Source organism: Promicromonospora kroppenstedtii DSM 19349 (assembly GCF_000515355.1).
In the GTDB taxonomy this organism is placed as follows: Bacteria; Actinomycetota; Actinomycetes; order Actinomycetales; family Cellulomonadaceae; genus Promicromonospora; species Promicromonospora kroppenstedtii.
The window spans coordinates 49,455-60,802 of the sequence record NZ_KI911740.1 but is presented as its reverse complement, the minus strand read 5'-3'; the positions used below and the strand labels follow the sequence as shown (position 1 = coordinate 60,802).

Sequence of the window (11,348 nt, the reverse complement as noted above, 5' to 3'; positions counted from 1 at the left end):
GGCGCCGTCGCGGGCGTTGCCGTCGGCGCAGTCGGCATCCTGGGCGCTGTCGCCGCCGGGGCGGTCGTCAGCAGCGTGGCCGGGCCGCTCCTGGAGAACGCCGCGAGCATCGGCGTCGACTTCGAGTCGCTCGCGGCGGGGGTCGACGTCGAGGGCCTGACGGCGGCGGCCGGCGAGTACGGGGCAGGCGCTCTGGGCGAGGCCGCCGCCGGTTTCGAGGAGTACGGCGCCGGTGCGATCGACCAGGCCACGGCGGGCGTCGAAGGCTTCGGGGCAGACGCTCTGGGCCAGGCGACCACGGGCGTCGAGGACCTCGCCGGCACGGCCGAGGGCGCGGTGTCCGGCGTCGGCGACCAGGTCTCCGGCGTCGGCGACCAGGTCTCGGAGGCGGGCCAGTCGCTCTCGGACATCGCGGAGAAGTTCGACCCGCGCAACTTCTTCTAGGCCGCTCTCGTCGCGACGACGGCGCCCGTGGAACGCACGGGCGCCGTCGCGTCGTCATCGGCCTAGACGGTGACGACGACCTTCCCGCCGCTGCGCCGCCCGGACTCGACGTGGCGGTGCGCGTCGGCGACATCCGCCAGGTCGAACACCGCGTCGATGGCCGGGGCCAGGGCGCCGAGCCGCACACCGGCGGTCAGGAAGGCAGCCATCCGCCGCACGACCACGGGATCTGTCGAGTGCTCGAAGCTCCGATACCGATTGAGCACGCGGGACTCGTCCGCCGAGGGCGGCGTGGGGCGCGCGTCGAGAAAGCCGGCCGGGACCAGAACGCCGCCAGGCCTGGTCGCCTCGGCAAGTTCGCGCTGCCCCGGCCCCGTGACGAGGTCGAGCGTGATGTCGGCACCAGTGCCGTCGGTGTGACGACGCACCGCGTCCACGAGATCCTCGCGGTCGGTGGCGACGACGGCAGCAGCACCAGCGGCGAGCAGCTCGTCGACGGCCGCCGTACGCCGGGTGACGGCGATGGGCACCGCGCCGATCTGGTTCGCGACCTGGATGGCCGCCCTGCCGACGGCACCGGAGGCAGCGGTGACGAGCACCCGGTCGGCGGGCCGCATCCCCGCCGTCTCGACCAGAGCACCGTATGCGGTGGAGTACCCGACCCAGACCGCGGCCGACTCCACGACCCCGAGACCTGCCGGGCGTGCGACAACCAGGTTCGCGGGAACCGTCGTGTACTCGGCATAGCTGCCTCGGACGTGCGCGTCCGGCACGGCCGCCAGGATCACCGGATCGCCGACGGCCCACGAGTCGACCCCGGCACCCACCGCGTCGATGACTCCGGTGCCTTCGACGCCGAGCCGTGCGTGGGGTAACGGAGCCGACGTCGGCGGCAGGCCCGCTCGCGTCATGACGTCGAGCGGGTTGACCGCGAACGCCTCGATCCTGACCCGCACCTCGCCCGCTCCGGGGTCGACGACCGGCTCGTCGACGATGCGCAGGACGTCCGGGCCGCCCACCACGTCGAACACGACGACACGTGGCATGGTTCTCTCCTTCGTTCGCTCCAGGTGCTGCTCCGGACGACGCTACGGACCGTTGGGTTACCGACTGGTACCTTGTGACGCCATGCAGGACTCTGGTGGATCCGCGTTCCTCGCCGACTGCCCCACGCGCCTGGCGGTCGAGATCATCTCCGACAAGTGGGCCGCGCTGGTGCTGTTCGGACTGAGCAGCCGGCCCCGGCGGCACGGCGAGCTCATTGACCTCATCGGCGGCATCTCGCGCAAGGTCCTGACCCAGACGCTGCGCCGTCTGCAGGACTACGGCCTCGTGGAACGAGACGCCCCGACGCGACGGCAGGTCGAATACAGCCTGACCGAGCTCGGCAGGACGCTGATCGAGCCCATCGAGGTCCTCACGGACTGGGCCAGGGATCACGGCGACGCCGTCACCGAATTCCACGAAGCCACTGAAGCGGCATACCCGGCCGCCGCACGCAGGACGAGCTAGGCGTTCGTCCCGGCCGCCTGCGCCGCTCTGATCGCCGACGCGAAGTCGGGAGCGGCCCCGAGCTGAGCGAGCCACACATTCGCTGCGTTGTAGCAGTTGAAGGTCTCGATCTTTCCGTCCCGGAGATACCAGAGATCCGCCGTCGGCACATCGATGCGGCGACCGGTCGGCGGGATCTCGCCGGCCGGCGTCGGGAACCCACCGCGATGCGTCCCCTGAATGCGCAGCTCGACAGCGACGACATCGCCCATGGCGTGCACGCCGGCCAGCTCACGATGGATGTCGGGAAAGGCAGAGGCGAGACCCGCCAGCGCCTGGGGAATCTGGTCCCCGCGAAAAGTCAGCCCGTTCGGCACGTCGTTGAACGTTCCGTCCTCGGTGAACAAGGCACGGAAACCAGGTCCGTCGAGAACATCCCCTTCCGCCAGCCGGTAGGCCTCGCGCACGATCTCTTCGCTCTTCGTCGTCACTTCTGCTCCTTCTTGTCGCTGGGCACCCACGAGACGTGGCCCGGGGCTGTGCACGTTCGGCGCGCCTGAGGCGCGGTCCCGTCAGGGGAAGACCTGCACCTCGCCGCCGTCCACGAACAGTTCGCTGCCGGTCATGAAGCTGGACTGGTCAGAGGCCAGGAAGAGGACGGCGTTCGCGATCTCGGCGGGATCGGCGGTGCGGCCCAGCGGTGTGCTGCCGGCCATGCCGTCGAGCATGGCTCCCGCCTGCTCCGGGTTCGCGGCGAGGCCGCGGAGTCCAGGGGTGTCGGTGGGACCCGGCACCACGGTGTTGACGCGCAGGCCACGGGGCGCGAGCTCGGCCGCCCAGACCCGGCTGAACTGCCGCAGTGCCGCCTTGGTGGCGGAGTAGACGCCGAAACCGGCGACGCCGCGGCTTGCCGAGCTCGAGCCGGTGAGCACGATGCTGCCACCGTCGTTCAGCAGCGGGAGAGCCTTCTGCACCGTGAAGGTCGTGCCTCGCACGTTGATCCCGAAGGTGTGGTCGAAGGCCTCCGGGGTGAGCGAGTCCAGAGGCTGGTTCGCCTCGCCGCCCCCGGCGTTGGCGAAGAGGACGTCGAGCCTGTTTCCGTCGTCTGCGATGCGGCGGAAGAGGCTGTCCAGATCGGCCAGGTCGGAGACGTCGCTGCGGATCGCTATCGCCTGGTCGCCGAGCAGGCGAGCGGCGGCTTCGAGCTCCTGCTCGCGGCGTCCGGTCAGGTAGACGAGCGCGCCCTCGGCCACGAATCGCTCGGCCGTGGCGAGCCCGATGCCCGTGCTCGCACCGGTGATCAGGGCGGTCTTGCCGGTCAGCTGGCCCATGAGTGTGCATCCTCCGTAGCGCGGTGCGTGCGGTCCCCGGACCGTGATGCCGGCCCGGGAAGAGGTCACGCCGCGGCCGTTCTTGACCGCTCGGTCCACCATATGCGTGGTGGACCAGACGGTCAAGAACCTCTACGCTGAGCACATGGCAAGGCCACGACAGTTCGACGAGGACGAGGTGCTGCACGCGGTCTGCGACCAGTTCTGGGACGCGGGCTACGCGGCGACCTCGCTGCAGGACCTCATGCGGGTCAGCGGCCTGGGCAAGGGCAGCCTGTACGCCGCCTTCGGCGACAAGCACGAGCTGTTCCTGCGGGTGCTGCGCCGGTATGTGGCGTCGCTCGACCGCGCGGTGCGCCGGTCGATCGATTCGGCGCCGACCGCGCTCGGAGGGCTGCGCTCCTTCGTGATGATGCCGGTGGGAGACCCCGAAGGCGTGGCCGCCCGGCGCGGCTGCCTGCTCGCCAACAGCACCACCGAGCTGGCTGCCGCCGACCCGGCCGTCGCCACCGAGGCGCGACAGGCGTACGAGGGAACCACGACGATTCTTGCCGAGGCCGTGCGACGAGCGCAGGCCGAGGGCGACCTGAGTGCCACCATCGACCCGGTCGGCACGGCCCGGGCCCTCCTGGCCGCACAGCAGGGTCTGACCTTCATGGGGCGCACCGGCATGGATGTCGCCACACTGGCGGCGACCGCCCGCTCCCTCGCGGACCAGCTCGTGCCCGCCTAGCGAGAGCCTCCGTTATCGGAGGGGCTCCCAAATGCCCGAAACCTCGGTCGAACGCCAAGGGGCACCGGGAAATCCCGCAGAGAACGGCATACGCGTCGGGCGACGGACCACGCCCGACGAGGTCAGCCGTGCGCCGCCGCGAACCGCCCGAGCAGCAGCTTCAGCCGCTCGTCGTGCAGCGACATGGGAAGGCGGCCGCTGCGCTCCAGCATGGCCAGGCCGTGCAGGCTTGCCCAGAAGGTCTCGGTGAGGACGCCGGGATCGTCGTCCCCGGCCAGCGGCTCGACCGCCTGGAGCAGCTCGCCGAACCCCTCACGGAGGTAAGCCGGGCCGTCCGCGGTAGCGAACTGCACCTCGACGGCGTGAGTGAACATGGCGTCGTACAGCGCCGGGCGCTCCCGGGCGAAGTTCGTGTAGGCCGTCGCGACCGCCGCCAGGGCCCCGGACCCATCGCGGACGGCGCCGCGCGCGGTGCGCAGCTCATTGACCAGCTCCTTAAAGCCCTGGGCCGCGACCGCCGTCATGATGGCGCCCTTGCCCTTGAAGTGGCTGTACAGAACAGGCTGGCTGTACTCGATCTCGGCCGCGAGCCGGCGGGTCGTGACCGCGTCCCAGCCCTCTGCCTCCGCCAGCTCGCGCGCAGCCTTCACGATCAGCGCCTCACGCTGAGCCCGCTCGCGCTCGCGGCGCGTCCCTGTTGCCATGCCCAGATCCTAGCACTGCTAGGAATTCTGTCCCCGCTCTGCTAGCGTCGCTACATCAGCTATCAGTGCTAGCAAGGAGATCCGACATGACCGTCGTCGCGTACGCCCTGGCCGTGGCCCTCAACCTGTTCATCCTGTTCATCGGAGCGCGGTTCCTGATCAGCCCCTTCCCCGCCGCAGCCGGCTACGGTGTTCCGGCCACGCAGGACCGGGCCTACCTTGAGATCAAGGGCCTGCGGGACGCCACGTTCGGGATCGTGGGGCTGGCGCTGCTCGCGTTCGCCGGGGCGCACGCCACCGCCTGGTTCATGCTCGCCGTCGCGGTGGCCCCGCTCGGCGACACCCTGATCGTGCTGCGGCATGGCGGGCGCAGGTCCGTCGCGTTCGGGATCCACTTCGCCACAGCCGTCGTCGTCCTGATCAGCGCGGGGCTGCTGTTCGCCGTCTGATCAGGCGGTAGATCTCCGTGAGCAGCGGCGTCGAACGTAGGGGTGGTCGCACTCTGGGCGCTCAGAGTGCGACCACCCCTACGTTCGACCATCTTGGGCCAACGGCCCGCACGGGCAGGCGGTCCAGCGAGGCGACACCGTCGTCGCCACAGCTCACACGCCGAGAACTAGTAGAAGGTGGGCCCGGAGGGATTCGAACCCCCGACATCCACGGTGTAAACGTGGCGCTCTAACCAACTGAGCTACGAGCCCCGGCAGTGCCACCTCAGCAGCACGCACCAGCAGCGGCCAACAATACCTGCCCGGCACCCGAAACCCGGCCAGATTTTCGACCTGCGCGGATCAGTGCAGGGTCAGATCTCCGCGACCGCCCGCCGGTAGTCCTCCAGGTCACGCGCCTGCCCGCGCGGGTTGACCACGCACCACCGCACGATCCCGTCGGCGTCGACGAGGAACGAGCCCCGCAGCGCGATGCCCGAGCCCTCGTCGAACACGCCGTAGTCGCGCGCGACCTCGCCGTGCGGCCAGAAGTCCGACAGCAGGTCGAACTGGTAGCCCTCGGCCGCCTGCCACGCCTTGAGCGTGAACACGGCGTCCGTCGAGATCACGAACAACCGCACGCCGGCGGTCTCGAAGTCCTCGATGTTGTCGCGCAGCTCGCACAGCTCGCCCGTGCAGGTGCCGGAGAAGGCGAACGGCACGAAGACCACGAGCACCGGCGTGCCGCGCAGGTCGGACAGCGTGGTCGGCGTGCCGTGCGTGTCGGGGAGCGTGAAGTCGGGTGCGGGGTCACCCGGCTTCAGCGTCACCTCGGCAGCGGCCCGCGCTCCGGAGGACTCGGTCATGAGCCGCTACTTGCCACGGCCCCGGTAGCCGAGCTTGGTGGCCGACCAGTCGTCCGCGATCGCGAACGTGCTGGTGGTCTGCAGGCCGGCGGTGGTGGCCGCCTCCTGGATGTCGCCGTGGCCGACCTCGCCGTCGCGGCCGGGCTTGGGCGTGAAGATCCAGATCAGACCGCCGTCGTCCAGGACGGTCTGCACGTCGACGAGCGCGTCGGTGAGGTCGCCGTCGTCGTCCCGCCACCAGAGAATGACGCCGTCGGTGACGTCACCGAAGTCCTCGTCCTCCAGCTCGCTGCCGATGATCTGCTCGATGTCGGACCGGAGCGCTTCGTCGACGTCGTCTCCCCAGCCGAACTCCTGCACGACCTGGCCGGCCTCGAAGCCGAGGCGCCCCGCGCCCTGGGTGTCCGTGCTCACTTGGTTGATCGTTCCCTTCTCTGTCCGGCAGTACCTGCCGGGTCGTCTCCGTCTTCTTCTGTCGGCCCTGCGTCGGGCCCTCCGTCGCCAAAGGTAGTGCACGGACCCCCGCCATGCCTCGTAGCCAGGACGTGTGGTGTCTTTTTGATGAATCGATGAGCCCCGGGCAACGGGCAAGTCATGCACTCAGTCTCAACATTGCGATACCGCGTATCAATAAGGGTGCGAACCGGCACAGACGTAACGCAGATCACGCAGTCTTGACCGCCCTATGGTGTGGGCGGAGGCTGTGAGGGGACAGAATAGATAGGACCACCTGTGCGTGGGCGTGCACAGCCGCAACCCCAGCTGTGGCGACGCTGCCGACGCGACGGGTTCTGACGAGGCGGCGAGGAGCGCGAACCGCGACCGCGCCGCGCGACACCGAGAGAGGTAGCTGGTGGCTTCGTTTGACGAGACCGGACCGCTGATCAACGGTCTGCTCAGCGCCGTACCTGACATCGACCCGGCCGAGACCGAGGAATGGGTCGAGTCCTTCGACGGGCTGATCGACGACAAGGGCGGACCCCGCGCCCGGTACGTCATGCTCAACCTGCTGCGCCGCGCGCGGGAGCGGAACGTGAGCATCCCCGCGTCGATGGCGACGCCCTACGTGAACACCATCGGTGTGCACGAGGAGCCCTACTTCCCGGGCGACGAGGCGATGGAGCGCCGGTACCGCTCGTGGATCCGCTGGAACGCGGCCGTCATGGTCACGCGCGCCCAGCGTGAGGGCCTCGGCGTCGGCGGGCACATCTCCTCCTACGCGTCCGTCGCGACGCTGTACGAGGTGGGCCTGAACCACTTCTTCCGCGGCAAGGACCACCCGGGCGGCGGCGACCAGATCTACTTCCAGGGCCACGCCTCCCCCGGCGTCTACGCCCGAGGATTCCTCGAGGGCCGCCTGACGGCGGAGCAGCTCGACGGTTTCCGCCAGGAGAAGTCGCACGCCGGTGGCGGCCTGCCGTCCTACCCGCACCCGCGCCTCATGCAGGACTTCTGGGAGTTCCCGACCGTGAGCATGGGCCTCGGCCCGGCGTCGGCCGTGTACCAGGCCTGGACCAACAAGTACCTGCACAACCGCGGGATCAAGGACACCAGCCAGCAGGACGTCTGGGCGTTCCTCGGCGACGGCGAGATGGACGAGCCGGAGAGCCGCGGCATGATCCAGCACGCCGCGCAGCAACAGCTGGACAACCTGACCTTCGTCGTCAACTGCAACCTGCAGCGCCTCGACGGCCCGGTCCGCGGCAACGGCAAGATCGTCCAGGAGCTGGAGGCCCAGTTCAAGGGCGCCGGCTGGAACGTCATCAAGGTCGTCTGGGGCCGCGAGTGGGACGCCCTGCTCAACGCCGACAAGGACCGCGCGCTGGTCAACCTGATGAACGTGACCCCGGACGGTGACTACCAGACCTACCGTGCGGAGTCCGGCGCGTTCATCCGCGAGCACTTCTTCGGGCGCGACCCGCGCACCAAGGCCCTCGTCGAGAACATGACGGACGAGGACATCTGGAACATGAAGCGCGGTGGCCACGACTACCGCAAGCTCTACGCCGCCTACTCCGCGGCGCGCGCGCACACGGGCCAGCCGACCGTCATCCTGGCGCACACCGTCAAGGGCTACGGCCTGGGCGCCGGCTTCGCCGGCCGCAACGCGACGCACCAGATGAAGAAGCTCAAGGGCGACGACCTCAAGACGCTGCGCGACTCGCTGCGCATCCCGATCTCGGACGCCGAGCTCGAGGCCGACCCGTACCTGCCGCCGTACTACCACCCGGGCCCCGACGCACCGGAGATCCAGTACATGCTGGAGCGCCGCCGTCAGCTCGGTGGTTTCGTCCCGGAGCGCCGTACGACGGCGAAGACCACTCTGACGCTGCCCGAGGACAAGTCCTACGAGCTGCTGAAGAAGGGTTCGGGCACGCAGCAGGTCGCCACGACCATGTCGTTCGTGCGGCTGCTCAAGGACCTCTTCAAGGCCAAGGACTTCGGCAACCGCATCGTGCCGATCATCCCGGACGAGGCCCGGACCTTCGGTCTGGACTCGATCTTCCCGAGCGCCAAGATCTTCAACACGCTCGGCCAGAACTACCTCGCCGTGGACCGCGAGCTCATGCTGAGCTACAAGGAGTCCGAGTCCGGCCAGATCATGCACACCGGTATCAACGAGGCCGGTTCCGCGGCCGCGTTCCAGTCGGTCGGCACGGCGTACGCCACGCACGGCGAGCCGATGATCCCGGTCTACATCTTCTACTCGATGTTCGGGTTCCAGCGCACGGGCGACCAGTTCTGGGCGGCCGGCGACCAGCTCACGCGCGGATTCATCATCGGCGCCACCGCTGGCCGCACCACCCTGACGGGTGAGGGCCTGCAGCACGCCGACGGCCACAGCCCGCTCATCGCCGGCACCAACACCGCGATCGTGCAGTACGACCCGGCGTACGGGTACGAGATCCGGCACATCGTGCGCGACGGCATCGAGCGCATGTACGGCCCGGGCGAGAACGGCCACACCCCCGACGGGCGTGCGCAGGACGTCATGTACTACCTCACGGTGTACAACGAGCCGATGGTCCAGCCGGCCGAGCCGGAGGACGTCGACGTCGAGGGCATCAAGCGCGGTATCCACCGCATCGCAGTCTCCGACGCCGAGGGCCCCAAGGCCCAGCTCCTCGCCTCCGGCGTGGGCGTGCCGTGGGCCCTGGAGGCCCAGCAGCTCCTCAAGGAGGACTGGGGCGTCTCGGCCGACGTCTGGTCCGTGACGAGCTGGAACGAGCTGCGTCGCGACGCCCTCGCGGCGGAGCACGACGCCCTCGTCGACCCGTCGGCGCCGCTGCGCACCCCGTACGTGACCGAGAAGCTCTCGGGCGCGCAGGGTCCGTTCGTCGCCACCAGCGACTACGACCACCTGGTCCCCGACCAGATCCGCGCGTGGGTCCCCGGCGACTACGCGGTGCTCGGTGCGGACGGCTTCGGCTTCTCCGACACCCGGGCTGCCGCACGGCGTTACTTCCTCATCGACGGGCCGTCGATGGTGGTCAAGACGCTGCAGGTCCTCGCCCGCCGTGGTGAGGTCCCGGCCGACGTCGTCAGCAAGGCCGTCGAGAAGTACAGCCTGCTCGACGTCAACGCCGGCACGTCCGGCAACACGGGCGGCGACAGCTGACCTGAGGTAGACGACAAAGAGCTGCGGCGCACCGGGTCACCGGTGCGCCGCAGCTCTTCTGTCCGTCCGGGGTTCTACCTCGGCGTCGCCTGCTCCGCCGCCGCGATCGCATTGGCGAGCTCCTCCTGCAGCGGCTTGACCGCCTTCGTGTCCGGGTGCAGGTCCAGGGCCCGCAGGTGCTGCTTGGCCTCGAACACCCGGCCGGCCTCCAGCGCGGCGAGCACGAGGTGCTTGCCCACGACCGGCGAGTGCTCCCGCACCCGCCAGTGCCCGATGCCGAGGCCCAGGGCCTCCACGGGCATCCCGGCCTCGCGCAGGATCGCGAGCCCCTCGGCCAGCGCGTTCCCGTCGGGGTCGCGCTCGGCGGCGGTGATCAGGCGGCGGACGGCGCCCTCCGGGTCGTCGGCCAGCGACAGCCGACCGAGCTCGATCAGGGGGTACCAGCCCCGCGGGTGCCCGGCCAGCTCCTCGGCGAGCGACCAGACCGCCAGGTCGGCCTCACGCTGCTTGGACTCCGGGATCTCGTCGGAGTCCCGCAGCGGGTCGTCCAGCGTCGGGTCCTCCGCGGCGCGGCGACGGACGATCTCCGCCAGGGCGGCGAACGCCTCCTCGTTGTTGGGATCGTCGGTGAGCTGCGCGCGTAGCGCGTCCTCGTGCCCTACGTCCCCACGCCGGGGTGCCGACGGTGACTGCCGGCGCGTGCCGACCGTGGACGCGGACAAGGGCCGACGGATGAGGCGACGGAGCCGGTGCATCAGGGCCATGCCTCGACCCTACAGTTTCTCACCCGCACTCACTGGAATACCAGTGTCGTGAAAGTCCGTTTGTGGACTCCCCACAAGTCGGGCTCGTATGCTGCCGGGGTGCCAGCAACACGACGGGCCGCTCGAGCCAGTGCCCAGGAGACCGACCAGGAGGCCGGACAGGTCACCGACCGCAGCACGGACCGGGACGCCGGCCAGGCACCCGAGACCGACGCCGGCCTGGATCCTGCCGGCTTCCCCATGAACCTCCAGCGGGTCCGCGAGGCCAGCGGCCTGCTGACCGCCGCCGCGATGCGCCGCCTCGACGAGGACCTGAACTGGTACCGCGAGCTGCCCGCCGAGGACCGCTCCTACGTGGGCCTCGTCGCCCAGGCCGGCATCAACGCCTTCACCTCGTGGTTCACGGACCCGGACCGCCCGCCGCACGGCGTGAGCGAGATCTTCGCGGCCGCGCCCACCGAGCTGACCCGCTCCATCTCCCTGCAGCACACCCTGCAGCTCGTGCGTGTGGTGGTCGACGTCGTCGAGACGCACTCCGACCGGATCGCCGCTCCCGGCGGCGAGCGCGACCTGCGCGAGGCCGTGCTGCGCTACTCCCGCGAGGTCGCGTTCTCCGCGGCTGAGGTCTACGCCCGTGCCGCCGAGTGGCGCGGCGCCTGGGACGCCCGGCTGGAGGCCCTCGTGGTCGACGCCCTGGTGCGCGGCGACGGCGACGACTCGCTGCGCTCCCGCATCTCCGCGCTCGGCTGGAGCGGCAAGGGCAACGCCCTGGTCGTGGTCGGGGTGGCCACCGAGGAGCTCGACGAGATCCGCACCGCCGAGATCCGCCGCGTGGCCCGGCGCGCCGCCGGTGACGCCCTCGTGGGCATCCACGGCGACCGCCTCGTGCTGGTGCTCGGCGGCGAGGGCGACCTCGTGGCCGCCGCCGCCTCGCTCCTGTCCCGGTTCGGCACCGGCCCGGTCGTCAT

At 70.2% G+C, this 11,348-nt stretch carries 11 protein-coding genes, 1 tRNA gene and 2 pseudogenes; 6 read left to right on the top strand and 8 right to left on the bottom strand.

Annotated features, from left to right (window positions below; translation table 11 throughout):
- Positions 1 to 444: pseudogene (locus tag PROKR_RS30940) on the top strand (hypothetical protein); the annotation flags it as partial.
- Between the two features lie 62 nt (positions 445 to 506).
- Here PROKR_RS30940 and PROKR_RS22780 read toward each other — a convergent pair.
- Positions 507 to 1,490, bottom strand: a complete 984-nt coding sequence (locus PROKR_RS22780; RefSeq protein ID WP_036967926.1) for a zinc-dependent alcohol dehydrogenase family protein — start codon at positions 1,488 to 1,490, stop codon at positions 507 to 509.
- Between the two features lie 82 nt (positions 1,491 to 1,572).
- Between PROKR_RS22780 and PROKR_RS22775 the strand changes: the two genes are divergently transcribed.
- On the top strand, positions 1,573 to 1,956 hold the full coding sequence (locus tag PROKR_RS22775; protein WP_036967924.1) for a winged helix-turn-helix transcriptional regulator: 384 nt from the start codon (positions 1,573 to 1,575) through the stop codon (positions 1,954 to 1,956).
- On the opposite strand, the gene PROKR_RS22770 is transcribed toward PROKR_RS22775, so the two are convergent.
- Together PROKR_RS22770 and PROKR_RS22765 are read right to left on the bottom strand one after the other, a co-directional pair.
- Entirely contained in the window at positions 1,953 to 2,426 is a 474-nt protein-coding gene (locus PROKR_RS22770; RefSeq protein WP_036967921.1) for an ester cyclase, read from the bottom strand. The two genes, PROKR_RS22775 and PROKR_RS22770, sit on opposite strands and share 4 nt — an antisense overlap.
- 81 nt (positions 2,427 to 2,507) lie before the next feature.
- Positions 2,508 to 3,266 carry an SDR family NAD(P)-dependent oxidoreductase gene (locus tag PROKR_RS22765; protein WP_036967918.1) on the bottom strand — a complete coding sequence of 253 codons (759 nt, stop codon included), beginning with the start codon at positions 3,264 to 3,266 and terminating at the stop codon, positions 2,508 to 2,510.
- A 145-nt stretch (positions 3,267 to 3,411) separates the two neighbouring features.
- Here PROKR_RS22765 and PROKR_RS22760 point away from each other — a divergent pair, with 145 nt between their 5' ends.
- Positions 3,412 to 3,999 carry a TetR/AcrR family transcriptional regulator gene (locus PROKR_RS22760; protein WP_036968172.1) on the top strand — a complete coding sequence of 196 codons (588 nt, stop codon included), beginning with the start codon at positions 3,412 to 3,414 and terminating at the stop codon, positions 3,997 to 3,999.
- A gap of 122 nt (positions 4,000 to 4,121) precedes the next feature.
- Here the strand turns inward: PROKR_RS22760 and PROKR_RS22755 are convergent, their stop codons facing one another.
- Positions 4,122 to 4,703, bottom strand: coding sequence for a TetR/AcrR family transcriptional regulator (locus tag PROKR_RS22755; RefSeq protein ID WP_036967915.1), 582 nt, complete (start codon positions 4,701 to 4,703; stop codon positions 4,122 to 4,124).
- Positions 4,704 to 4,789: 86 nt separating this feature from the next.
- Between PROKR_RS22755 and PROKR_RS22750 the strand changes: the two genes are divergently transcribed.
- On the top strand, positions 4,790 to 5,152 hold the full coding sequence (locus PROKR_RS22750) for a DUF4267 domain-containing protein (RefSeq protein WP_036967911.1): 363 nt from the start codon (positions 4,790 to 4,792) through the stop codon (positions 5,150 to 5,152).
- Between the two features lie 178 nt (positions 5,153 to 5,330).
- On the opposite strand, the gene PROKR_RS22745 is transcribed toward PROKR_RS22750, so the two are convergent.
- The 3 genes from PROKR_RS22745 to PROKR_RS22735 form a co-directional block, all read right to left on the bottom strand.
- Positions 5,331 to 5,404, bottom strand: a tRNA-Val gene (locus tag PROKR_RS22745).
- Positions 5,405 to 5,505: 101 nt separating this feature from the next.
- Positions 5,506 to 5,997 carry a peroxiredoxin gene (locus PROKR_RS22740; RefSeq protein WP_051433257.1) on the bottom strand — a complete coding sequence of 164 codons (492 nt, stop codon included), beginning with the start codon at positions 5,995 to 5,997 and terminating at the stop codon, positions 5,506 to 5,508.
- Between the two features lie 6 nt (positions 5,998 to 6,003).
- Positions 6,004 to 6,411, bottom strand: a complete 408-nt coding sequence (locus PROKR_RS22735; RefSeq protein ID WP_020014127.1) for a DUF3052 domain-containing protein — start codon at positions 6,409 to 6,411, stop codon at positions 6,004 to 6,006.
- Positions 6,412 to 6,850: 439 nt separating this feature from the next.
- On the opposite strand from PROKR_RS22735, the gene aceE reads away from it, so the two are divergent.
- Positions 6,851 to 9,616, top strand: a complete 2,766-nt coding sequence (aceE, locus tag PROKR_RS22730) for a pyruvate dehydrogenase (acetyl-transferring), homodimeric type (RefSeq protein WP_036967909.1) — start codon at positions 6,851 to 6,853, stop codon at positions 9,614 to 9,616.
- Positions 9,617 to 9,690: 74 nt separating this feature from the next.
- Here the strand turns inward: aceE and PROKR_RS22725 are convergent, their stop codons facing one another.
- Positions 9,691 to 10,380 (bottom strand): hypothetical protein, encoded by a 690-nt coding sequence (locus tag PROKR_RS22725; RefSeq protein ID WP_036967906.1) that lies wholly within the window; start codon positions 10,378 to 10,380, stop codon positions 9,691 to 9,693.
- Between the two features lie 240 nt (positions 10,381 to 10,620).
- Here PROKR_RS22725 and PROKR_RS22720 point away from each other — a divergent pair.
- A pseudogene (locus PROKR_RS22720) lies at positions 10,621 to 11,348 on the top strand (PucR family transcriptional regulator); the annotation flags it as partial.

Excerpts from the sequence above, each read along its gene's own strand:
- PROKR_RS22780 (WP_036967926.1), bottom strand. The coding sequence starts at position 1,490 with ATGCCACGTGTCGTCGTGTTCGACGTGGTGGGCGGCCCGGACGTCCTG.
- PROKR_RS22775 (WP_036967924.1), top strand. The coding sequence starts at position 1,573 with ATGCAGGACTCTGGTGGATCCGCGTTCCTCGCCGACTGCCCCACGCGC.
- PROKR_RS22765 (WP_036967918.1), bottom strand. The coding sequence starts at position 3,266 with ATGGGCCAGCTGACCGGCAAGACCGCCCTGATCACCGGTGCGAGCACG.
- PROKR_RS22760 (WP_036968172.1), top strand. The coding sequence starts at position 3,412 with ATGGCAAGGCCACGACAGTTCGACGAGGACGAGGTGCTGCACGCGGTC.
- PROKR_RS22755 (WP_036967915.1), bottom strand. The coding sequence starts at position 4,703 with ATGGCAACAGGGACGCGCCGCGAGCGCGAGCGGGCTCAGCGTGAGGCG.
- PROKR_RS22750 (WP_036967911.1), top strand. The coding sequence starts at position 4,790 with ATGACCGTCGTCGCGTACGCCCTGGCCGTGGCCCTCAACCTGTTCATC.
- PROKR_RS22740 (WP_051433257.1), bottom strand. The coding sequence starts at position 5,997 with ATGACCGAGTCCTCCGGAGCGCGGGCCGCTGCCGAGGTGACGCTGAAG.
- PROKR_RS22725 (WP_036967906.1), bottom strand. The coding sequence starts at position 10,380 with ATGGCCCTGATGCACCGGCTCCGTCGCCTCATCCGTCGGCCCTTGTCC.